Consider the following 23,826-nt stretch of genomic DNA (forward strand, 5'->3'; position numbering starts at 1 on the left):
TTAGAAAGGAGGTGATCCAGCCGCAGGTTCTCCTACGGCTACCTTGTTACGACTTCACCCTAATCATCTGTCCCACCTTAGGCGGCTGGCTCCTAATAAAAGGTTACCCCACCGACTTTGGGTGTTACAAACTCTCATGGTGTGACGGGCGGTGTGTACAAGACCCGGGAACGTATTCACCGCGGCGTGCTGATCCGCGATTACTAGCGATTCCGACTTCGTGTAGGCGAGTTGCAGCCTACAGTCCGAACTGAGACAAGCTTTAAGAGATTTGCGCACCCTCGCGGGTTGGCGACTCGTTGTACTTGCCATTGTAGCACGTGTGTAGCCCAGGTCATAAGGGGCATGATGATTTGACGTCATCCCCGCCTTCCTCCGGTTTGTCACCGGCAGTCTTGCTAGAGTGCCCAACTAAATGCTGGCAACTAACAATAAGGGTTGCGCTCGTTGCGGGACTTAACCCAACATCTCACGACACGAGCTGACGACAACCATGCACCACCTGTCACTTTGTCCCCGAAGGGAAAGCACCATCTCTGGTGTGGTCAAAGGATGTCAAGACCTGGTAAGGTTCTTCGCGTTGCTTCGAATTAAACCACATGCTCCACCGCTTGTGCGGGTCCCCGTCAATTCCTTTGAGTTTCAACCTTGCGGTCGTACTCCCCAGGCGGAGTGCTTAATGCGTTAGCTTCGCCACTTAGGGGCGGAAACCCCCAAACAGCTAGCACTCATCGTTTACGGTGTGGACTACCAGGGTATCTAATCCTGTTTGCTACCCACACTTTCGAGCCTCAACGTCAGTTACAGTCCAGAAAGCCGCCTTCGCCACTGGTGTTCTTCCATATATCTACGCATTTCACCGCTACACATGGAGTTCCACTTTCCTCTACTGCACTCAAGTCATCCAGTTTCCAAAGCAATTCCTCGGTTGAGCCGAGGGCTTTCACTTCAGACTTAAATAACCGTCTGCGCTCGCTTTACGCCCAATAAATCCGGATAACGCTTGGAACATACGTATTACCGCGGCTGCTGGCACGTATTTAGCCGTTCCTTTCTGGTAAGATACCGTCACACACTGAACAGTTACTCTCAATGTCATTCTTCTCTTACAACAGTGTTTTACGAGCCGAAACCCTTCATCACACACGCGGCGTTGCTCCATCAGACTTTCGTCCATTGTGGAAGATTCCCTACTGCTGCCTCCCGTAGGAGTATGGGCCGTGTCTCAGTCCCATTGTGGCCGATCAGTCTCTCAACTCGGCTATGCATCATCGTCTTGGTAAGCCATTACCTTACCAACTAACTAATGCACCGCGGGACCATCTCTTAGTGATAGCATGACCACCTTTTAAGTGAGAACCATGCGGTTCTCATTGTTATACGGTATTAGCATTTGTTTCCAAATGTTATCCCCTGCTAAGAGGTAGGTTTCCCACGTGTTACTCACCCGTTCGCCACTCACTGCAATGTCTGAATCAAATCTGAGCAAGCTCTTCATTTCATCAAACCACAGTGCGTTCGACTTGCATGTATTAGGCACGCCGCCAGCGTTCATCCTGAGCCAGGATCAAACTCTCAATTTAAATTGATCAGCTTGAGTATAACTCAATCTTTTTTTGTTGTTTAACAGATGTTAAACGAATTTACTAGCGAAATTGACTTCGCAAATGTTTGTATCATTTTTACGTGATACACTTGCACATTTGTTTCATCGAAACGTTATTTAGTTTTCAAAGAACTATATCGTATTGCTTCTCAGCAACAACATTAACTACTATAAAGCATGTTAAGAACAATGTCAACAACATTATTTAACGATGTTTTACGCTTGTGATTTACAGAATAGTTACTGCAAAAGACAACTTAAATATCATATCGAATATTTCATAATGTGTCAACGCTTTTCGCCAACTAAAAACCAACAAAAAAGGATATGCCTGTGACAGCATATCCTTTATTTTCTCAAAGTCTTAATCGAGTGCAGCCACACCTGTGACATCCACACTAGTTAATAAGTCTGAAAGGTTCGCTGCACTAGCAAAAGACATACCAAGATCTGATAGTCGTTTTAAGTCAACACGATTTGGTTCAACTAATTCTAGTGTATACAAAGAAATTAAATCTTCGGCGGTAGTTCCACCTTTGATATGCCACGCACCTAGTTCACCAAGCCGTAAATCATTGGGATCAATCCCTAGTTCACCCTTAATGCCATTTAAAAGTGATCCCAGCGCTGTGTCGCCTTGATGTTTATGCATTTTAACAGTGAAAAACTTAGAATGTGGTTGATCTGTCACAAGAAAAAAGGTTTTATCTTCTTGCGTAAAATACACAGTACCAGCAATTAATGACATGATATACGCCTGCTTTCCTCAAATGATTATGCTCTTAATCGATTTAATGCCTCATTTAACATCTCATTTTTAGCTTTAGCAATTGTACTAAATCCAAAATCAAGATATTGATTGGTCCAATAGTGATTACGGCCTTTAGTGTTTCTAATGCCACTGACTGACAATAATTTTTGTCCGTTTTCAACAACACTGCGTCGTGACAAAGAGACTTTGCCATTATACTCGTCAATATCTAAAATCATCACTTGGATGGTCATACCAACTGCCAACTCGTCATCAACACATTTAATAAAAGCAGACCGACACTCAGAAATATGAATCAACCCCTGCGTTCGAGAATCCAATTGCACAAACGCACCATATGGTTGAATACCAGTGACAGTGCCCATCACTATTTGACCAATTTGATAACCCATCACTATCGCCTTTCTATATAATCTAACAATCGATATCCGGCTAATGTTTTATTGGTTAACGACGGTTGCCTTAGTAATCACCACTGGTTCAACTGGTTTATCCGCATAATCAACCGCAACTTTAGCAATTTTCTCAACAACATCAAATCCTTTTAACACGTGTCCAAAAACCGTATGTTTTCCATCTAACCAAGGTGTTCCGCCATCTTGCGCGTACTTTTCAACCACCTCTTTTGGCAAAACAGTTTGCATTTGCTTCACCATATCATTTGGCACTCGTGACGCTTCTACAATAAAGAATTGTGACCCATTGGTATTAGGACCAGCATTGGCCATTGATAGTGCCCCTCGGAAATTAAACAATTCCTTTGAAAATTCATCTTCAAAAGCCTCACCAAAAATTGATTCACCACTCATACCTGTACCAGTTGGATCACCACCTTGAATCATAAAATCACGGATGACACGATGGAAGATAATACCATCATAATAACCCTGTTCAATCAACCCAACAAAATTTTCTACCGTCTTAGGGGCTTGTTCAGGAAATAATTTAAACGATACAGTACCTTGTGTTGTTTCGAATACTGCGATTGGACCGTTGACATTTTCTAAATCAAATTGAGGTAACATTTTTTCACTCTCTTTACATATAATTTTAAAGTTTATTATAACACAACCCGCTTTTTCAATTTTTTTATTTAATAATGTTAAACTAGGAATATTGTAATATCAATTAGAGGAGAAATTTAATGAACTTTCTACAAACCGGTGTCGAAGTGATGCTGCATTTGGATAAGCATCTCGCTCACTGGGTAAATATCTTAGGTCCTTGGTCATACGCCCTTTTATTTGCGATTATTTTTATTGAAACAGGGGCAATCATTTTACCTTTCTTACCAGGTGATTCGCTGCTATTTGCCGCTGGTGCTATTTCGGCCATTCCTGGTAGTCACTTAAACCACTATTCTCTAATCATTCTATTTTGGGTTGCTGCAGTTGCTGGCGATTCACTCAACTTTTTTCTTGGGCGTACCATTGGCTTAAAATTAATCAACCATCCATTTTTAGGTCGATTCATTAAACAAAAACAATTAGACGAAGCCAATGCGTTTTACGTCAAGCATGGGGCAATGGCAATTATTTTTGCTCGTTTTCTACCAATTATTCGGACCTTATCCCCATTCGTTGCGTCAATCTCTGGTTTCCCATATCGAAAGTTTCTTAGCTTAAACATCATCGCTGCTACGCTCTGGGTTTTCATCGCTGTTGAAGCTGGTTACTATTTCGGTGGCATTGACTTTATTCAACAACACTTTTCACTCGTTATTGTCGGTATCTTAGTTGTCACTGCACTGCCTGCAATTATTGCAGATGCACGCTCTCAATTAGCTGCAAAAAAAGAAGCAAAAATGAAAAAAGATTAAAAAAATAAAAAAAGGCGTGCCGGTGGCACGCCTTTTTTTACTCACTATCACTGTCAATTGATGGAACAACAGGATCTTCAAACAAATCAGATGCTTTTTGCCACCATTGATACAAACGATAAATTAGTACTTTTCCAGCAGCATATCCAGGAATCCCAAATACCACCCCGAATAATCCAAACATGTTACCTGCCGAAAGTAATATCACTACCACCGTCACTGGATGAATGCGCAAAGAATTGCCCAATAATTTAGGTGCAATCACCTTACCTTCCAATGTTTGTTCAATAGCAAATACAATCAAAACATACAATAACATCATAGGCGACACGAAAATGGCAACCACAATTGCTGGCACCATCGCCAAAAATGATCCTAGAAATGGAATTAAATTTAAAAATCCTGCCGCAATGGCAATTAGCCAACCATATGGCAAATCAATAACGGTATACCCAATCGCAAACATAATTGCCACTGCTAATGCAACTGACAATTGTCCGCGAATGTAATTTGAAATTTGCATATTAATTTCTGTCAAAGTCTCAATGAACGACCCCTGTAAACGTTTTGGCAAAAAATGCGCCATATATTTTGGTAAATGATGCCCATCTTTTAACAGATAAAAAAGAATTAAGGGAAACGTTACCAGTGTAATGCCAAATGAGGTCACTGTGCCAAAAATTGATGAGATATTTTGAGAGCCACCTTTAGAGAAAGATTTTACCGCATGCTCAACCGACAAATTAGTCGAATCAAACCATTGATTGAGCGCCTTGAAATTGTCATCCTTTGTTATTCTCTCTACAACATCCATGACAGCGGACCAATATCTTGGCCAATTATGCACTAAACTCAAAGATTGTTCACGTACCCAAGGAATGACCGCTATCACTCCTAATGCAATAAGGAGCACTAAGACGATGAATTGACCAGTGATTGTTAAAACCCGTTGAACATGCCATCTTTTTTCAAGATAATCGACCATTGGGTTCATCAGATAGTAAAACACACCTGCCACAATAATGGGGGCACCCACCGCAGAAAAAAGCGATAACAACGGTTTAAATATGAAACGGACCTGATTGGTCATAAAAATGATAATCAAAATTAACAATACAACTAGTAATGCGGCTACAAGTTGGTTGTTTGCTACCCAACGCCATGCCCATGATTTTTCATGCCTATCTTTTTCTACCATCAATACTTCCTTTAATTATATAAATTCAACGCGAACACCTTCTGGGATTTTGAAATCTTTTTGCGTCAATTCTAATTGTCCAGTTTCAGGGTCACGTCGATAAACTGAAACGTTATCTGTATTTTGATTTGCCACAATCAAATAATCATCATTCGCACTCAATGCCATATCTCTTGGAAAATCACCTGCCGTTGAAATGACTTGAATACGTTCCGGTTGCTCAGCAACACTAAATACGGCTACTGAGTTGTGGCCCCGATTTGACGCATAAACAAAACGGCCATCTTGCGAGACACGCAACGCCGCACTACCATTATGGTCATGCCAATCTGAAGGAATCGTCTTTAGCGTCGCCTTTAAGCTTAGTTGTCCATCAGCGTAATCTAAGATTGATAACTGTGAAGAGAGCTCTCCAAGTAGATATGCTTGCTTGCCATCCGGACTAAAACGAATATGCCTTGGTCCAAACCCTTTCTCTGTTTGAAACTTTGAAAACAGATGCAACTTACCTTCTACGTCAACATCAAAAATCAGTACCTCATCAGCACCTAAATCCACAACAGCTAATCGTTGATCTGGCGTTAAATTTGTAAAATGCACATGTGAACTTTTTTGTTCATCACGTGGCCCAGAACCTTCGTTTTTAAATGAGTCCTTTAATGTCAATTGTCCATCACTACCAACTGAAAACACATCAACCGTGCCTTTATGATAATTACCAGAGAATAGGAGTTGACGCTGAGCATCAAAACCTAAATATGCAGGTGATGCCCCATTTGCCAATACTTCTTGTTGAATTACGCCAGTTGCCAAATTAATAACAGCCACACCACCATCATCTTCATGCTTATCAACGCTATAAATAGTCGAATCATTACCCTTAATGGTATAAGTTGGGTTCCCAATGTTTGTCAATAGGTGCGCATTCTCAAGCACGCCCTGACTTGCATCAAAATCTGCAACATATAGTCCTTTAGAAACACGCTTTGTATACGTCCCAAACAGTACTTTTTCAATTGCCATGACTTTACCTCTTTATGATTTTATATTTACTTTTCGATTATACCATGCACAATGGTCATGAAACCGCTTTATTATTTAGTCATCGTCGGAATAACGGGCGTATTTTTTAAAAAACAAAAAAACCAACCATCGCTGGTTGGTTTTGTCTAAGCGGACGACGGGAATCGAACCCGCATTCCCAGCTTGGAAGGCTGGAGCACTAGCCATTGTACTACATCCGCATCTCTGCTTTGTTGCGATAACAACATAAATAATAATATCGATTTTTTCAACAAATGTCAACACTATTCTTAAACAATTTCATAATCAAAACTTCAATTCTGAAATTGAAGCGGACGACGGGAATCGAACCCGCATTCCCAGCTTGGAAGGCTGGAGCACTAGCCATTGTACTACATCCGCAACGTTAAATCGTTGCCTTAACAACATATAATACTTTACAGAATATCCCATTAATTGTCAACAACTTTTTTGTTCTAATCTACAACCACTTTGAAATCAATTTCCCATTTAATCAATGTACGTATCAAACACTTCAAACAAAACCCCCTTCTGATATTAAATCTACAGTCTTCGATCAATAAAAAAGACTGTAAACATGCCGATATGGAATCAACAATTTACAGTCTTAAAATTTAAGCTACAACTTATTTATTATATTATTAACCACATTTAGTCAATTGGGGAACCAATTAAAATGTCATCATCCATTTCATCTAAATTAGCAATAATTTCCAAGTGTTTTTGGAAATTATCAAATACCATCGGGGCATCCCCACCATACTCGCCATCAAGATTAACCATAACTTGCTCATCATTTGCTGATGTAACTTCAACATGAGATGCTTTAACATAAATCAAATTAGGATCATCTACATGTCGACCACCATTAATAATTTCTGTCATTAAAGCCATAATATCAGGTAACTTTGTCGTTTTCACAATTAGAACTGTAAACTTACCGTCATCCAACTTTGCATCTGGTACGATTGACTCAAATCCGCCAACCGAATTAGTTAATGCTAAGAAAAACATTGAAGCTGTTCCATGATATTCGCCTTCATCAAATTTAACATGCAAATTCATCGGCTTAACCCGTGTAATCAATTCTGCACCTTTAACGACGTAGGCCAAATAACCATACATCGTTTTCAGCTTAGAAGGGACGGAATACGTTAATTCTGAAAGTGAACCACCAGCTGCAATATTAATAAAATAAGTGTCATTGGCCTTACCAACATCCATCAACGCTGACTGACCTTGCAAAACCACTTTAGCAGCCTCAAGTGGTTCATTGCGCGGAATGCGCAACGCACGTGCGTAGTCATTCGTTGTACCAGCAGGAATAATAGCTAATTTAGGACGTTTCGTCAATGGTGCAATCCCATTAACAACTTCATTAATTGTGCCATCACCACCAGCTGCAATTAATAAATCAAACCCAGCTAATGACGCACGACGCGCCTCATTCTCTGCCGATTTGGCTTCTGCCGTTGTTGCAAAGGCAGACGTTTCATACCCAGCTTTTTCATAAACCGCCAAGATATCGACCAAATCACGTCGGATTGCTTCCCGCCCTGATGTCGGATTGTAAATAATTCGTGCCCTTTTCGTCACAATCTTTACCTCCGGGCTTCCAATGATTCAAGTAGCAACTGGTTAACCACATTAGGGTTAGCATTACCTTGTGTTGCCTTCATAATCTGGCCAATTAGCGCTTTGGTTGCGCGTTCCTTGCCACCCAGATAATCCTGAACAGATTGTTCGTTACGGTCGAGTACCGCTGTAATAATTGGTGATAATTGTGCTGGATCGGATAATTGTTTTAATCCTTGTTCCTCAACAAATGCAACGGGCTCTAGACCATCTGTAATTGCTACAAAGACTTTTTTAGCCATCTTAGTCGAAATAATACCATCATCAATCAATTTAATCATCGCGGCTAAATGTTCTGGCGAGAGTTTGGTAGCTTGTAAATCAACATGATTTGCATTCAAATAAGCGTTAACGTCCCCAATCAAATAATTGGCTGCACGTTTTGCATCTGCTCCCGCAGCGATTGTCGCATCGAAAAAGTCGGCCATAGCCAACGTCTGCGTCAACACTTGTGCATCATACTCATCTAACCCAAGCGTTTCAACATATCGTGCCCGGCGTTTAGGTGCTGACTCAGGCAACTGTTGTGCGACATCGTCGATCCAAGCTTGATCAATTTGAATTGGCGCCAAATCAGGTTCTGGGAAATATCGATAATCATCTGCTGTTTCTTTGACACGCATCAAAACAGTTTCACCAGTATTCTCGTCAAAACGCCGTGTTTGTTGCTTAATCGTACCACCAGCTAAATAAATTTTTGATTGACGTTGCTCTTCAAATTCCAGCCCTTTTCGAACGTAATTAAATGAGTTGAGATTTTTCAATTCAACTTTAGTGCCATACGTTTTTGAACCAACCGGTCGAATCGAGATATTGGCATCAACACGCATTGAGCCCTCTTCCATTTTAACGTCTGAAATGCCAGTAAACTGGATGGCTTCTTTAAGTGCTTCAAGATACGCATACGCCTCATCAGGCGTTGTAATATCCGGTTCACCAACGATTTCAATCAACGGTGTGCCTTGTCGATTTAAATCAACATATGAATATCCATCATTGCCGTGCGTATTTTTACCTGCATCCTCTTCGACGTGCATTTCTGTTATCCCAATCCGTTTTTTAACGCCATCTAATTCAATTTCCAACCAGCCTTGTTTAGCAATTGGTTCGAATTGTTGCGTAATTTGATATGCTTTTGGATTGTCCGGGTAGAAATAATTCTTCCGGTCCCAATGTAATTGGCGTGTAATATCAGCATGTAGCGCCAGTGCGGCTCGCATCCCATATTCCAACGCACCACGATTTGCTTGGGGCAAAACTCCAGGATAACCCCAGTCAATCACATTAGTGTTGGCATTTGGTACTGCCCCATATGCTACAGGTGAAGGTGACATTGCTTTTGACCGTGTTTTCAATTCAACGTGGACTTCAAGTCCAATTGTCGTTTCAAAGTTTGAAATTGCCATTACTTCACACCCCCAGGTACTTTTTCAAACAAACGCGTTGCTTGTTCAAAAGCATACGCCGCTTGATATAGCGTTGATTCTGCAAAGCGATTACCAATTAATTGCATACCAACTGGCAAACCATCAACAAATCCCGCATTAATCGACAATGCTGGCAAGCCAGCTAAATTTGAAGGAATCGTTAAGACGTCGTTCATATAGGCAACCTGCGGATCATCTTGATTTTCCCCAAATCCATAAGCGACATTAGGCGTCGTTGGCGCCACAATCAAATCATATTGTGAAAAGACCTGTTGAAACTCTGCGTTAATTAATGTGCGAATCTGAGCAGCTTTTTTAAAGTATGCATCATATGACCCAGCTGAGAGCGAGAATGTTCCCAACATAATCCGACGCTTCACTTCATCACCAAAACCTTGTGTCCTTGTTTGCACATATAATTCATCCAATGTTTTCGCTCCTTGCGCGCGGAATCCATAACGAATACCATCAAAGCGCTGTAAATTAGATGATGCCTCAGAAGAACCTAAAATGTAATAAGCAGCGACGCCATATTTCGTATGAGGCAAAGAAACTTCTTCGACACTTGCGCCTAATAGCTCTAATTGCTTAATTCCTGCTGCAACAGTGGCTTTAACTGCCTCATCAACCCCAGTTTCAAAGTATTCCTTTGGGACAGCAATTTTAAGGCCTTTAATATCACCAGTCAATCCAGCTGAAAAATCAGGTACAGCTTGTTTAGAACTTGTTTGATCACGGTCATCTTTTCCTGCAATTGCATTCAAAACTAACGCATTATCCTTTACTGTTCGTGTCAGAGGACCAATTTGGTCCAATGATGATGCAAACGCAATTAGGCCCCAACGTGACACACGACCATAAGTTGGCTTCAAGCCAATAATGCCGTTAAATGCTGCCGGCTGACGAATTGACCCCCAGTATCGGACCCCAGGGCAAATGGCACTTGACCAGCTGCTACCGCTACTGCCGAGCCCCCTGAAGAGCCCCCAGGAATCTTCGTCTGATCCCAAGCATTTTTTGTCTGCTTGTAGTATGAGGTTTCAGTCGTTGAGCCCATGGCAAATTCGTCCATGTTCAACTTACCAACACCTACTGCACCATTGGCATTTAATTTTTCAATCACAGCCGCATCATAAATTGGTTTAAAACCTGACAACATATGTGAGGCAGCTGTTGTAGTAACATTCTTGGTCACTAAATTATCTTTAATACCATAAGGAATACCTTGCAGCATTTGTTGCGCATCAATACCCTGTTCATCAACTAATTGGGCTTTCTTTTTAGCTTCATCTACCATGACCGTGATGAATGCATCGTATGTGCCATCTGTCGCCTGAATATTTGTCAAAGTTTGTTCTGCTAATTCAGTAGCAGAAATCTCTTTACTCACTAATTTTTGATGCCATTCAGTGATGGTCGTTGTCAAAAAATTCATTATTTTGTCTCTCCTTCACTTAGAATTGCCGGTACCTTAATCAGTGTTTCTTGTCGCTCTGGTGCATTGTTTAATAAGGCTTCCATCTGATTTGCTTGTTCTGGTTGATCCTCACGTAAATTGTTTTCTAATTCTGCCACTGTATACGTTGGTTTGACACCGCTAGTATCGACCTCAGCCATCATATCTACCAAATCAAATATCTTTTCTAACTGGGCTGTGAAAGTCTGTGCTTCGGATTTTGAAAGTGCAAGCTTTGCTAAGGCTGCAACGTGTAATACCTCAGACTCAGTAATTTTACTATCTGCCATTTGTTTCTTCCCTTCAGAATGTTATGTTTTTATTTTACCATTGTCTCAACAGTTGAGGCATAATGAGTTCATTTTACAAACCAATCACAAATACATAGCCTAGCTTTGAGACGCATTACCCGATAAATTTGTGATTATAATCGTTAATTTGCATCCATTATTTCACTTGAAAGCGTAACCCTTTCGGGTAAAAATTCTTCATTTGCCCATTGGTCAACTTGCCAAAGCCAGCGCCATTACTATTAATCGTCAGTAAATACCAACCATTCGTTTGATCCGTCACAAAAAATGTTTCACCATGCACATACTTAGCCCATTCATCATCACGCATTGGATATTGTCGGGCAAAATCATCCGGGCTAACAGCTAGCGCCAAGGCCAGGGCCGGCTCAAATCGATTCTTTTTAAAAGTTCCCAGATGGACACCAGCACGCAGCACCTTAATACCTTTCAAATCTGGCGTATGGTCAGGTAGTGCGTAGAGTTGATCGCCCCATGCCATCAAAGGCCCAAATATAGTTGTCAACCCAATGTCATCTCTGAATTGTTGCCACAACGTTTGTTGAGGTTGCGACAAATTCGATTCAGCCTCAGAAAGTAATACGTTATCAGTCTCATCTTCAATCTCAGCCAACTTCAATTTAGCAATGAAATGGCCCTCACCTGACAAGTGATGTGGAAATAGACGCACAGCCTTTGCTAATTCTGGATTACCATCAGCCCACTCTGGTCGCCCTGCATCAACGCCTTGAGGACGTTCAATTGCTACCATTGATAAGTTAGGATAATTTGACAATAACCAAGCAATGACCTGTTCATCCTCTTCAGGCGCAAAAGTACAAGTCGAGTAAATGAGTTCACCACCTGGGCGTAGCATCTTCATTGCCTCTATTAGAATTTCTCGTTGCAATTTAGCACAACGATCAGGATAGTTAATATCCCAATATTGCATTGCATCGGGGTCCTTTCGAAACATACCTTCACCTGAACACGGCGCATCTAACACAATGCGATCAAAATATTTTGGGAAATGGTGCGCCAATTCGCTTGGTGAATGATTTGTAACGATTGCATTTCGAATGCCAAAACGTTCAACATTTTCGCTCAATATATTGGCCCGTTTACGAAATATTTCATTTGAAACCAGCAACCCTTGCTGTTGCATAAACGATGCAAGATGCGTCGTTTTACCGCCAGGTGCTGCCGCCAAATCTAATACGCGTTCACCGGGGAGTGGTCGCGCAATTTCTCCCACTAGTTGAGCACTAGGTTCTTGAGAATAAATCAAACCAGTTGTGTGATCCACTGAATGACCAGAAACACTCCCAAAACGCCCCCATGTGCCCCAAGCCGTTTTGCCATCATTTTTTGTATCATACAAAGTTTGGCTGGTCTTCAACGGATTAATTCGAAACGCTTTAGTAATTGGGTGTTGAAAAGACGCAATAAAATCATCTGCTTCTGAGCCCAATAACTTTTGATATTTCTCAATAAATGCAGTAGGTAATGCCACCATTTCCCAATCCTCCACTTTCAAAATAATAATTAAAAAAAGCCACTTATCCATTAATCACGGATTGAAGTGGAACCATTTATATGCCTACAGCATTAAAAGACAGCTTTGTCAGTATTATGAACAGGTAAATTGATGAAATCATAGTCCTTGATTTGTTCAATCTCTTTTTCACCCCAGAAATAACCAGTATATGAAGCCGCTAGCATCAAATTCAAAGGTTCATCATCAACTTGATGTTGTAAAATAATGACCGGCTTATTAATGGCAATGGCATAACCAATTTCAAAGATTGTCCCTTCATCAGGCCGAGCATTACCACTTTCAATATCAAAATCAAAAGTTGCAACAATCACATCCGCTTGAGTCATTGCTTGAACGTCCGCCCGATAAGTTGCATCTTGCCACTCACGTTCATGCATTGCCGTCTCCAAATTCCCACCAAATTTCGCAACAATTTCTGCTTGTTGATGTTCACGAGGCTCATAAATGTATCCAATTGTCGGATTTTGTTCTAGTAATGCTTTAGCCTTGTTTAGTCGTTCATTTTGAGCATCTGAAAAAAATGGTCCTGCTAAATATACACGTTGTGTCATATCAAATTATCCCCTATAGTTCTATTCAATTCCCAAGCTGTCACACAGTCTGTTGTGTTTTAATTATATCGAAAATTTGAACACAACAACAGAGGCAATCCTGTTAAATTTTTGAAGTTTAAATTGGTAATTTGCCATTTAATACCATTCAAAAACTCATATATGATGTCGATTCCCTTTTTGCCCTTACACCACTCCCAAATCAGCCCGCATACCTCATGCCAATTTTAATAAGTTTTCCAAGTATCTGGCTAATCCGTCCTCCTCATTTGTAAATGGTGTGACATCATTGGCAATGGCCTTTAATTCCGGATTTCCGTTGGCCATGACAATACCATGTGTTGCAAACTCAATCATTTCCAAATCGTTCATCTCATCCCCAAACGCATAAATATCATCAGCATTAATTTGATAAGACTGTTGCAAGATAGCTAACCCTGTATCTTTTGAAATGCCAGCCGGTGCTACTTCAAGCACTGGTGAGTCGCCACCCCATGTTTTAACGTTGACTTGATCTTCACCATAGCGGTCAAGTAAAAACCGCTTAATTTGCGCTTGATGGCGCGGATTAGCGCTGTGCAACAAAATAGCATTCACATCAGTCTGTAATGAAAATCGATCGAGCATTTTTTTACCATCTTCGTCCCGTGGAAAAAATAGCGAATCTTTTGGCCTATGATCACTTATTTCTTTGCCCCAAACATCATCCTGATTCTCGGCCACAACGGTGTCAATTCCTAAATCAGCTGCCTGTTCTAGCATATCAAAGGCAATTTCATGGTTAATCTGATATGAGTATTCATCTTGCCAATAAGTACGTGGCACAATGCCTAACGCGCCATTAAAATTAATCATTGGTGACTTGAGTCCAATTTCATCATAAATATCAGTTGAAAGACGGGTTGGACGTCCGGTAATAATTGAAATAATGTGGCCCTCTGCCTGTGCGGCCTGTAAGACCTCCCGAGTCCGGTTTGACACCGTCCCGGTCTCATTCAACGTTGTATGATCTAAATCAATTCCAATCAATTTGCGTCCCATCACTTTTCTCCTGTCATTTAACTTAATAAGCATTATATCAAACTTATTAGTGAGATTGCGCAAAAAAACGCCATCAAAAGAATGGCGTCTTTATGGTATTTAGTCATATCTACTTGGTTAAAATCGACTCGATTTTTTGTAATTCTTCATCAGAAAGCTGTAAATTATCAGCCACTTTAATGTTGTCTAGTAAATGATCAATTGATGAAGCGCCAAAAACAATTGAAGCAACACGTCGGTCTTTTAATAACCAAGCCATTGCTAATTGTGCTAAGGTTTGTCCACGATCAGCCGCCACAGCATTCAATGCATTTAATTGACGAACCGTTGCCTCTGGATCATCAGCAATGTGTGCATTGCTACGATGCAATGGAAAATCCGCTGGGAATCCGTTTAGATAACGATCTGTTAATAACCCTTCAGCTAATGGCCCATAGGCAACCAATCCAGCGTGATTATCATCAAGTAATTGTAACATTTGATGATCCTCTGCCTCTTGTCGATGCAACATATTATATGAAACTTGATTCAAAACAAATGGTGTGTGTAAGGTCTTGAAAATATCAATAATCGCAGCCGTTTGTTCCGCCGTATAGTTAGAAACACCAACGTACAAAGCCTTTCCTTGACGAACTAAATCGTCTAAAGCCACGGCTGTTTCTTCCAAATTTGTGTTAGGATCCCATCGGTGTGCATAAAAAATATCAACATAATCCAAATGCATCCGTTGTAATGATAAATCTAATGCCGCATGCAGTGTCTTTCGACCGGAAAATTCACCAAGTGGGCCTGGCCACATATGATATCCGGCCTTTGTTGTAATCACTAATTCATCCCGATAGGGTTTCAAATCAGATTGGTAAACTGCACCAAACGTTTCCTCAGCCGTACCGTTTGAAGGACCATAATTTGAGGCATTATCAAACGAAAATATACCATGATCAAATGCTTTTAAAATTACTTCTCTTGAATTAGCTAGGGGCTTTTGATCTCCTAAATTCCGCCAAAGACCAAAAGACAGTGCCGGTAAAATCAGCCCTGAGTCAGATACTCGCCGATATGGCACTTGTTCATAACGATTATTTGCAGCTGCATATACCATCTTCATATTCCTCATTTCTTTTTGTTACGTTATTTATCGTTTAGATTTTTACATCTGGTTTATGTCGTGATCGTAAAAGACCAGACAAGTCTTGGTCATTGCGTAATCGGTTAATCGCCTCTGCTACCAATGGTGCTACAGTCATTATTTCGAGTTTCGCAAATTGCTTTTCAGTCGGAATTTCGACTGAATCAGTGACAATTACTTTGGCGATTTCTTCACAAGTTGCTAGCGCTTCCACTGAGCCATCTGAGAAAACACCATGCGTTGCAACGACATAAACTTCAGTCGCACCTGCATGTTTTAAAGCTCTAGCCGAAGTAATCATCCGACGCCCAGTATCGATAATGTCATCCACAACGATTGCGCGACGGCCCTTCACGTCGCCAACAATCCCATTTGGACTAGTAATGTCGCTTTGAACGGCGCGGTCATTAATAACACCCCATGGCGTATCTAAAATTGCTGCAAATTGGCGGGCACGACCAGCCCCAGCATGATCGGGTGCAAAAACGGTCATATCATCTGTTAAATTGCGTCCAAAGAAATACTCCGTTAAAAGCGGTGCTGATAATAACTGATCAACTGGTATATCAAAAAAACCTTGCACCTGATCAGCATGGAGATCAACTGCCAAAACACGCGCAACACCGTTCATTTCGATTAATGATGACACCATTTTCGCAGTGATTGGTTCTCGAGATTTCGTTTTACGATCCTGCCGAACGTAGCCAAAATATGGTAGTACGAGATTGATACGATAAGCTGATGCACGCCGTAATGCATCAACAGCAATCATGATTTCCATAAAACTATCATTAACTTCGCCTGCAATAGGTGCAATGAGATAGACATCATCACCACGTACACTTTCTAGTACCCGTTCATAGATTTCGCCATCCGCAAAACTTGTTATCGTAATGGGCATCAAAGGAATACCCATTTCATCAGCAATTTTTTGTGCCAAGGCATTATTAGTTCGTAAACCAATAAGCTTTAATTCACTTTCCACAGGTTAATCCTCCAGATAATCCTTATTATGCTTTCATTTTATCAAAAATCTGCATAATAAGCACGACAGGATCAATCAAATTTTATGTCATTCGATTTTCATAAAAATAAAATATAGACTTGTCAAATCTACAGATGTCGTCTACACTGTGGTAGACAAATCAAACAAGCTGGGGTGCCAACAATTGGCTGAGACAAAACCCATTGAACCTGATACGGTTAATGCCGACGCAGGGAGCTTGGTTATTTACTCTTAAGTAGATTAGCCACCCTCAAAAGCTTTTTTGAGAGTGGCTTTTTGTTTGTTTGAAATGTCAAAATACTATTTTTAGGAGCCTTTTTGTATTATGCAAACTATTTCAGACAAGAAACAACGTTGGGCATTAAAAGACGTTATCTTCTTAGCAATTATTGCAATTTTCTTTGGTGTCATCTATGAAGTTTGGGGCCTTTCATATAATGTGATTGCCGCTACACCACTTAAGCCATTTGCAAACGATATAACCCTTGGTGTTTGGTTAATGGCTGGTCCACTGGCTGGATTAATGCTTAAAAAAGTTGGTGCAACACTAATTGGCGAACTATTAGCAGCCGTCGTCGAAATGTTTTTGTTTTCCCAATGGGGCGCTGCCAATATTATCAGCGGCTTTATTCAAGGCTTTGCATCTGAATTAGGCTTTGCTGTCACGGGTTATAAAAATTGGTCAAAAATAGCCCTATTTTTCTCAACAATTTCAGCCACAATCATCACATTTATCTGGGATCTATTCCAAAGTGGGTATCTCGATTATCATTTCAACCTACTCATCTTGTTATTTATTGTCCGCTTCTTATCAATTGGTTTCTTTGCTGGTATTTTAGTGTACTGGATTAATCAATTGGTCAGTCAATCTGGTATTTTAAATCGATAATGATGACAACACTCAGTACACATCAACTCAATTTTACTTATCAATCTGATCAACAACCAATTCTCAACAACATTTCATTAACCCTTAATCCAAACAGCTTCAATTTATTGATTGGTGTCAGTGGTTCTGGTAAATCAACTTTGTTAAAACTATTAGCTGGATTATATCCAAAATTTGCTGGAAAAATTACTGCTGGAGAAGTCTTACTCAATGCACAACCGGTTGCAGATATCGTACCTTATGAACGTGCACAGCATGTTGCCATGCTATTTCAAAATCCACTGCGCCAATTTGCAATGGCAACACCATATGAGGAAGTCAAATTTGCACTAGGTAATTTACAATTTGACCCAAACGAAATGCCTGACCGAATTCAATCGGCACTTGCATTTGTTGGTATTACACATTTAGCACATCATCAAATTCGCCATTTATCTGGTGGCGAACAACAAAAAGTCGCATTGGCAACCATCATTGCCATGGACGCCGACATTATTTTATTGGATGAACCATTCGCAAATATTGACCCTATGGCGCGTCAGTCATTACTCACTGCACTCCAAAAACTACAGCAGACACGTGGAAAAACTATTTTTATTTCGGATCACGATTTAAGCGGCTATGATGGTCTTGTCGATTGTCTATATCAACTGCATGCCAATGGCCAACTCAATGAAGCAAGCTTGAACCTACTCAAGGCGCAACCAACAACGGTCCAATTTGAAAATCGAATGAATCAACAGGTAAGTCCTTTATCATGGCAAAATCTACAGGTTCAACTATCAAATACTTTACTCATTCAAGCTAATGAATTCAGCATACCTTACGGTCAAATCGGTATCATTTCAGGTCCTAACGGTGCAGGAAAAACAACTTTTTTTAAAGCATTGACGCAACAAATCGCCTATACTGGGCAAATTACTTGGCACCAAAAAAGCCTTAGTCAATTAAGGCCTAAACAACGAGCAAAAGTTATTGGGTATGGCTTTCAAACTGCTACTGACCAATTTGTTACTATGACAGTTGAAGAAGAAATCCTATTGAGCAAAAAGCAGACACAATCATCTGAGTTTTGGACGTCAACTCGGATTGAGAAATCATTAAAACAATTGCAGTTGTCCGATTTATTATCACATGTTGTCTACCGCTTATCTGGTGGTCAACAAAAGAAGTTACAAATTTTGTCGTTACTTATTTTAAATCTGCCAATTCTATTATTTGATGAACCATTTGCTGGATTAGACAAGGACTCTTTGAATCAAGTTTTAACACTAATGCGAAATTACGTTAATCAAACTGGTCATAGTATTTTACTCATCTCACATCAACGTCATGGTTTAGAGAATTTTATCGATTTTGAATTAACGATGACCAATCACAAACTACATTTATTGGGGGAGGATAGCATTCATGACTAAATGGTGGCATGTCAATCCAACCTTATTAACGCTCTTTGTCCTCTGGTTATCTTTAGAGATTTCCTTTATTAAAAGTATTAGTCTCAACTTGATTCTGATTGGATTAGCACTCATTTACCTGCTATTAACCAAGGTTAAATACAAAACATTACTCCTGATGCTATTCGTCTCACTACCTTTTGCAATTGGTACTTGGCTCTCATTTTGGCTTTTTAGTACGACACAGCCGATTTATTTAGCAGCAGTCTACACAACACGACTCTACGCTTATCTTTTATTGGGCGCCGCCATTACGCTGACAACCAATATTCAACCATTACTTTTGAGTCTTCATCAGCACGTAAAACTACCAAATACATTTACATTTGGTTTATTGGCTGCATTTAACCTATTGCCGAGAGTCAAACAACAATTAAAGACAATTCAATATGCAGCTGAGCTCCGCGGCTTGTCCTATCATTTATGGCATCCGCACTTATATTTCAAGGCAATCGTCAGCGCACTAAACTGGTCAACTGACTTAGCTGAGGCAATGACTTCTCATGGCTTTTCTGAAGGTTTCAATCGCTCAGAACCTGACCCCGACGTTCTGCCACTTTGGCAAGTTATCATGTTGACTGTCATTATTATATTGATTAATATCTATTATTTTAGTATGCTTCCAAAATAAGTATCTACATCACCTCATTTGTGATTAAAAAAAACATGTATCATCAATGTCGATACATGTTTTTTTGTTATTAAAATAAAATATAAATGACCTCAAAGGCGTAATCGATACTTACCGACTAGCGCCCTGATTAGGCTTAAAATTACGCGGGAAATTCTTTGGTATCGGGGCACCAATTTCAATTTGCTGCTTGGTTATTGGTAATCTCAGTTGTATCGCGCTAGCATGGAGTAATAATCGGGAACTAGCTATGTGCTGCCCCTGATTATTTTCAACATCAATAATCGGATGTCCAAATGATTGCCATGCTGATTGAATTTCAACTGCCGACAAATGATTGGTCGTCATACGAACAAGTGTCGTTTGATAAACCGTATGCACCTTTGTCCATTGCCAATCATCAAACCGTTCATTTTCGAGCGGCAAATGACCTTCAATCCAGGCCAAGTATGTCACTCGATACTGTAATAAATCAGCTTGATAGCCTGGTTTCATGCTAATTTCAATCCCTGATACATCATTGGGTAATGCCAGTACACCCCCGACTATGCTTTCACCCACTGCCTTATTAATCACCAAAATTGATTCATCTTCAAATAATATTTGCTGCGCCATCGTTCTTAGTTCCATTCTATCTTTTTCTCAGCATAACATAAAACGCCAAGATAAGTATCTTGACGTTTTACTATGATCCTAATTAATGCGCCATTTTGGCTGCCATTTGAGCTTGCATCGCCTGCGCTTCTTTTGCTGTCATTGCTTGCCACCCTTGCTTAGGCAAGGTAACAAGATGCTCTTTTTTCACAAGACTCCCATCGATACCAGTAAATCCAAATAGCCAACGAGATAGATCTGAATCAAAGCGCCATCGTGTAGTCTCTGTCGTGACCGTAGCTTGATTAACTGCTTTAAATTCGTATCGTGCTATCGTATGAATCAATTGATTCATATCAGATTTATTCGGCACAAAATGTGCTTTAGCTTGCTTATCATTGGCATTATCACGATAAACCATGACATAATCATCAGCTTTAGTGCCGATTTCTTGCGTAATCAATAATTTAACCGGTAACTGATCTGGTGCCGCCGAGTAAATATTTTTAGTCTGAGTCGTGGTGACTTTTTTCATTCCCCAATGTGCATTAAAATTCAAGGTTGTTAATCCAACTGCACCTAACAATAACAGAACACCCGTAAATCCTAATACTTCTCGCGCAATTTGATTTTTGACAAATATAAATGCGTAAAAGGTGAAGACGGCTAAAACTGCCATGACCAAAATCATCATAATGATTCTCCCTCCTCAGTAGTTTGTAAATCAACCACCTGTGACTTATGCATACCGGCTAAGAAATTCGCAACTAGAAATCCTAAGAGTGCAAAACCAAGTCCAATTGCAAAAGAAACATGGAAACCATCGAGTGATGCTTGCGCCATTTTTGCAGCATATTTAATCGGATTTTCAACCTGTAAGCTATGCACTGGCGTTTGATGTGAAATAATATTTTGAGTAACAGATGTTAACAACGCCACAACCACCGCAGAAGCGATTTGCCGGGCCGTATTATTTGAAGCTGTACCATTTGCAGATTGTTCGATCGGTAATGCTGACATCGCTGAAGCTGTCAACGGCATCATCACCATGGCAATACCAAACATGCGCAGTGCATACAATAATGTGATAAAGTGCACTGGCGTATCAATTCCTAAGAATAGGAATGGCAAAGTACCGATTGCTAAGATCAAGAACCCGACACGTGCCAAACGCTTAGCGCCAACCTTGTCATATGCAATACCTGCAATTGGCGAAATAATTCCCATCATTAATGCACCTGGCAAAAGCGCAATTCCCGATTCTAATGGTGTTAAGCCGTGCACATTTTGCATGTATAGCGGTAACATCATTTCAACACCCATCATCGCCATCATTGCTAATGATACTGATAATGTTGTCAACGTAAATTGCTTATTCATAAAGACACGGACATTTAAGAATGGCACAGGCATTACTAATTGACGCCAGATGAATAGTCCGATAATCCCAATTCCAAATAGTATAGGTAGGATAACAGTCTGACCAGCACCCCAACCATCTGAGGCAACATTTGTGAAGCCCCACAAGAAGCTTCCAAAGCCTAATGTTGACAAAGCAAGTGATAACCAATCAAGCTTACTGTTTCGATTTGGAATAACATCTTTAAGGAAAAAGAAACCAAGTACTAATGCCAATCCTAATACGATTAGTGGAAAGACGAAGATTGAACGCCATGAATTAGATAATGTCAGCCCTAAAATGGTATGATCCTTTTCCAAAATCCATCCTGATAACGTGGGACCAATCGCTGGGGCCATTCCGATGACTAAGCCACCTAATCCCATCACGGCACCCCGCTTCTCGGGTGGGAACACATTAACCATGACTAATTGCATCAACGGCATTGTGATACCGACAGCCATCGCTTGTAGGGCACGTCCAGCAATAAACATCATCCAATAGTCTTTATCAGCCGGCGTTAATGCTGATAGCAACATTCCAGCAAATAATAAAGCATAAGCAGACTGATAGAGCCACTTCGTTGGAAACTTAGTCATTAAGAATGCCGATACTGGCACCATAATCCCATTTACCAATAGAAACCACGTTGTTGCCTGTTGCGCAGTCGCCATTGTAATGTCAAAATCTTTCATTAATGTGGGTAATGCTGTCCCTAACGATGTTTGGTTGAGCATTCCAGCAAATGTTGCAAATAAAATAATCACGATTAATGTCACACGTGAGTATGGCTTTCCATGAATATCTAATGCTTGATTAGTATTCTCTGTCATTTTGTCCTCCTAGATATTGATAAGCTTTTAGTATTTAAACATTGTAAAGTAATTTAACAAAGGATGCAATCCTTTTATTTCATTTTTTCATGAAAACGTTTAAAAATACAACAAAAAAGCATCCAAAAAGCAGGATGCTGATTACTTGAAAAGATATAATCATTGCACCGATTATCGTCTAAGCATATGTTTTAAAGTCCGATAAATTCGATACTTGAACGGATGAACCGGTAAGATAAATTTTCCAATTAATTGACGCGCATGACCATTAAAGACCGTTTTAAACTTTAATACCCCATCACTCCCATCAAATCGACCAGCAATTCCGTAGAAATTAAAACGTTTAATTCCCTTGCTAATTGCGTGCCTCAACATTGCATCTTGAATCTGATAGGGGCCATAATATTCCATATATGTTTCATACGTACCAGAGTATAAATAGGTTATCTCTTGTGGTTGCTCAATAAACATCGCGCCAGCCACAATTACTTGATCTTGTCCTGCGGCTTGCCACTGATCTGAAGCAGTCGCAATGCGTTTATCATGTGCTTCTTTTTGACTAATATATTCAGCTTGTTGGCGTTTAAACTTCGGATTATCCGGATACTTCACCATTTTGTCTTCAATTTTGGTAATCTTTTGCGATAACAACTCAACATGTTGCCGTTCTTCAGCCAAATATGCCGCAAAGTCAAGTTCAGCAACGACATATGTCACTTCGTCTCCATAAATATCGTATGCTTTTTGATAGAAGTCCAAATCCTTATCGTGGTACGCCAACCGCTTGGCCGTTGTTTCAGTTAATGTTTTAAATTCTATCAAATCAGCGCGCTTTAAATAACGTAAAGTCACACCAAATTGGGCATTTTTCTTCAAATAATAATTAACTTTTTTATCATAAGAGTCCCGTAAAGCGCTATCATCATGAATGTCTGATAAATCTTTGACATATTCCCATTCCGGTGAACCATCAGTTGACATGCCAAGGGTAAATGGTTGATGACTAAATCCCAAGCTTTCAAACATACTGATAGCCGCATCGTGACTTGGACGTAATAAATTACCATGATTATCGGTTTCGAGGTACGTGATATTAGGTCGTAATTCAATGAAAAGGCCTTGATGTTGACGGGCAAATTTAATGATTCCATTTATGAAAAATTTGACAAGTATCGGTTGATCAAAATTCAACAAGGGGCCATGGTCAATTGAAAAAACATAGCCCATATGAATTTTCTCTCGAAGTACCAGAGCCGCAGCAACAATTTGATGCTTGTCTTTTACGCCTAATAACCAAACGTCATACCCACGGCTTTTTAATAATTCAGCTTGACGCGCAGATTGCACAAAAGTGCCATTTATCTGTTGACGTTCAAAATTGTCATATTCAGTTTCATTCAATTCGACAAATTGATACATAATCTCACTTCTCACTTTTTCATTAATAACATCTCTTGTTATTACTATACGCGATTAGAAACAAAAAAACCG

Annotated in this window: 21 protein-coding genes, 2 tRNA genes, 1 rRNA gene, 1 pseudogene and 1 riboswitch; of the genes and pseudogenes, 4 read left to right on the plus strand and 21 right to left on the minus strand. The window is 40.1% G+C overall.

Going from position 1 to position 23,826, the window contains the following annotated elements:
- Window positions 1–4: 4 nt before the first annotated feature.
- The 4 genes from H9L19_RS01505 to H9L19_RS01520 all read right to left on the minus strand — a co-directional run bounded on the left by H9L19_RS01505 (window position 5) and on the right by H9L19_RS01520 (window position 3,403).
- Window positions 5–1,583 (minus strand): 16S ribosomal RNA (locus H9L19_RS01505).
- A 387-nt stretch (window positions 1,584–1,970) separates the two neighbouring features.
- A complete protein-coding gene (locus H9L19_RS01510) occupies window positions 1,971–2,354 on the minus strand; it encodes a hypothetical protein (RefSeq protein ID WP_187529417.1) in 384 nt (127 codons plus the stop codon).
- 26 nt (window positions 2,355–2,380) lie between these two features.
- Entirely contained in the window at window positions 2,381–2,770 is a 390-nt protein-coding gene (locus H9L19_RS01515; RefSeq protein WP_187529418.1) for a CvfD/Ygs/GSP13 family RNA-binding post-transcriptional regulator, read from the minus strand.
- 48 nt (window positions 2,771–2,818) lie between these two features.
- Complete coding sequence (locus tag H9L19_RS01520; protein ID WP_187529419.1) at window positions 2,819–3,403, minus strand: peptidylprolyl isomerase; 585 nt, start codon at window positions 3,401–3,403, stop codon at window positions 2,819–2,821.
- A gap of 119 nt (window positions 3,404–3,522) precedes the next feature.
- Between H9L19_RS01520 and H9L19_RS01525 the strand changes: the two genes are divergently transcribed.
- A complete protein-coding gene (locus H9L19_RS01525) occupies window positions 3,523–4,197 on the plus strand; it encodes a VTT domain-containing protein (RefSeq protein WP_187529420.1) in 675 nt (224 codons plus the stop codon).
- Between the two features lie 37 nt (window positions 4,198–4,234).
- On the opposite strand, the gene H9L19_RS01530 is transcribed toward H9L19_RS01525, so the two are convergent.
- From H9L19_RS01530 to H9L19_RS01590, 13 genes and pseudogenes are all read right to left on the minus strand, one after another.
- Window positions 4,235–5,395, minus strand: a complete 1,161-nt coding sequence (locus H9L19_RS01530; protein WP_187529421.1) for an AI-2E family transporter — start codon at window positions 5,393–5,395, stop codon at window positions 4,235–4,237.
- A 15-nt stretch (window positions 5,396–5,410) separates the two neighbouring features.
- Window positions 5,411–6,418, minus strand: coding sequence for a lactonase family protein (locus H9L19_RS01535; protein WP_187529422.1), 1,008 nt, complete (start codon window positions 6,416–6,418; stop codon window positions 5,411–5,413).
- A gap of 149 nt (window positions 6,419–6,567) precedes the next feature.
- Window positions 6,568–6,639 (minus strand) — tRNA-Gly (locus H9L19_RS01540).
- A gap of 109 nt (window positions 6,640–6,748) precedes the next feature.
- Window positions 6,749–6,820: transfer RNA gene (locus H9L19_RS01545), tRNA-Gly, on the minus strand.
- A gap of 270 nt (window positions 6,821–7,090) precedes the next feature.
- A complete protein-coding gene (locus H9L19_RS01550; protein ID WP_187529423.1) occupies window positions 7,091–8,035 on the minus strand; it encodes a diacylglycerol kinase in 945 nt (314 codons plus the stop codon).
- Window positions 8,036–8,040: 5 nt separating this feature from the next.
- A complete protein-coding gene (gatB, locus tag H9L19_RS01555; RefSeq protein ID WP_187529424.1) occupies window positions 8,041–9,480 on the minus strand; it encodes an Asp-tRNA(Asn)/Glu-tRNA(Gln) amidotransferase subunit GatB in 1,440 nt (479 codons plus the stop codon).
- Window positions 9,480–10,936, minus strand: a pseudogene (gene gatA, locus H9L19_RS01560) (Asp-tRNA(Asn)/Glu-tRNA(Gln) amidotransferase subunit GatA). Before gatA ends, gatB begins: the two are co-directional and overlap by 1 nt.
- Window positions 10,936–11,247, minus strand: a complete 312-nt coding sequence (gene gatC / locus H9L19_RS01565; RefSeq protein ID WP_187529425.1) for an Asp-tRNA(Asn)/Glu-tRNA(Gln) amidotransferase subunit GatC — start codon at window positions 11,245–11,247, stop codon at window positions 10,936–10,938. Before gatC ends, gatA begins: the two are co-directional and overlap by 1 nt.
- A 157-nt stretch (window positions 11,248–11,404) precedes the next feature.
- Entirely contained in the window at window positions 11,405–12,763 is a 1,359-nt protein-coding gene (locus H9L19_RS01570; protein WP_187529426.1) for an RsmF rRNA methyltransferase first C-terminal domain-containing protein, read from the minus strand.
- A 92-nt stretch (window positions 12,764–12,855) separates the two neighbouring features.
- Complete coding sequence (locus H9L19_RS01575) at window positions 12,856–13,356, minus strand: nucleoside 2-deoxyribosyltransferase (RefSeq protein WP_187529427.1); 501 nt, start codon at window positions 13,354–13,356, stop codon at window positions 12,856–12,858.
- A gap of 216 nt (window positions 13,357–13,572) precedes the next feature.
- The gene (locus H9L19_RS01580; protein WP_187529428.1) at window positions 13,573–14,397 is read right to left on the minus strand and encodes a Cof-type HAD-IIB family hydrolase; all 825 of its coding nucleotides are present in this window, start codon (window positions 14,395–14,397) and stop codon (window positions 13,573–13,575) included.
- Between the two features lie 109 nt (window positions 14,398–14,506).
- On the minus strand, window positions 14,507–15,499 hold the full coding sequence (locus H9L19_RS01585) for an aldo/keto reductase (protein ID WP_187529877.1): 993 nt from the start codon (window positions 15,497–15,499) through the stop codon (window positions 14,507–14,509).
- Between the two features lie 40 nt (window positions 15,500–15,539).
- The gene (locus tag H9L19_RS01590; protein ID WP_187529429.1) at window positions 15,540–16,511 is read right to left on the minus strand and encodes a ribose-phosphate diphosphokinase; all 972 of its coding nucleotides are present in this window, start codon (window positions 16,509–16,511) and stop codon (window positions 15,540–15,542) included.
- A gap of 160 nt (window positions 16,512–16,671) precedes the next feature.
- Window positions 16,672–16,764, plus strand: a riboswitch (TPP riboswitch).
- Window positions 16,765–16,857: 93 nt separating this feature from the next.
- Here H9L19_RS01590 and H9L19_RS01595 point away from each other — a divergent pair.
- The 3 genes from H9L19_RS01595 to H9L19_RS01605 are packed head-to-tail and all read left to right on the plus strand — an operon-like array spanning window position 16,858 to window position 19,509.
- Complete coding sequence (locus H9L19_RS01595) at window positions 16,858–17,421, plus strand: ECF transporter S component (protein ID WP_187529430.1); 564 nt, start codon at window positions 16,858–16,860, stop codon at window positions 17,419–17,421.
- Window positions 17,421–18,839 (plus strand): ABC transporter ATP-binding protein, encoded by a 1,419-nt coding sequence (locus tag H9L19_RS01600; protein ID WP_243198193.1) that lies wholly within the window; start codon window positions 17,421–17,423, stop codon window positions 18,837–18,839. The genes H9L19_RS01595 and H9L19_RS01600 overlap by 1 nt, the downstream gene beginning before the upstream one ends.
- Window positions 18,832–19,509 carry an energy-coupling factor transporter transmembrane component T family protein gene (locus tag H9L19_RS01605; RefSeq protein WP_187529431.1) on the plus strand — a complete coding sequence of 226 codons (678 nt, stop codon included), beginning with the start codon at window positions 18,832–18,834 and terminating at the stop codon, window positions 19,507–19,509. The genes H9L19_RS01600 and H9L19_RS01605 overlap by 8 nt, the downstream gene beginning before the upstream one ends.
- Before the next feature lie 111 nt (window positions 19,510–19,620).
- Here H9L19_RS01605 and H9L19_RS01610 read toward each other — a convergent pair whose 3' ends face one another.
- The 4 genes from H9L19_RS01610 to H9L19_RS01625 all read right to left on the minus strand — a co-directional run bounded on the left by H9L19_RS01610 (window position 19,621) and on the right by H9L19_RS01625 (window position 23,757).
- The gene (locus H9L19_RS01610) at window positions 19,621–20,124 is read right to left on the minus strand and encodes an RluA family pseudouridine synthase (protein WP_187529432.1); all 504 of its coding nucleotides are present in this window, start codon (window positions 20,122–20,124) and stop codon (window positions 19,621–19,623) included.
- 82 nt (window positions 20,125–20,206) lie between these two features.
- Window positions 20,207–20,797, minus strand: a complete 591-nt coding sequence (locus tag H9L19_RS01615; protein WP_187529433.1) for a DUF4811 domain-containing protein — start codon at window positions 20,795–20,797, stop codon at window positions 20,207–20,209.
- The gene (locus tag H9L19_RS01620) at window positions 20,794–22,335 is read right to left on the minus strand and encodes an MDR family MFS transporter (protein WP_187529434.1); all 1,542 of its coding nucleotides are present in this window, start codon (window positions 22,333–22,335) and stop codon (window positions 20,794–20,796) included. Before H9L19_RS01620 ends, H9L19_RS01615 begins: the two co-directional genes overlap by 4 nt.
- A gap of 171 nt (window positions 22,336–22,506) precedes the next feature.
- Window positions 22,507–23,757: a peptidoglycan bridge formation glycyltransferase FemA/FemB family protein gene (locus H9L19_RS01625; protein WP_187529879.1), complete on the minus strand. Its 1,251-nt coding sequence runs from the start codon at window positions 23,755–23,757 to the stop codon at window positions 22,507–22,509.
- Window positions 23,758–23,826 lie beyond the last annotated feature (69 nt).

The organism is Weissella diestrammenae (genome assembly GCF_014397255.1).
GTDB lineage: Bacteria > Bacillota > Bacilli > Lactobacillales > Lactobacillaceae > Weissella > Weissella diestrammenae.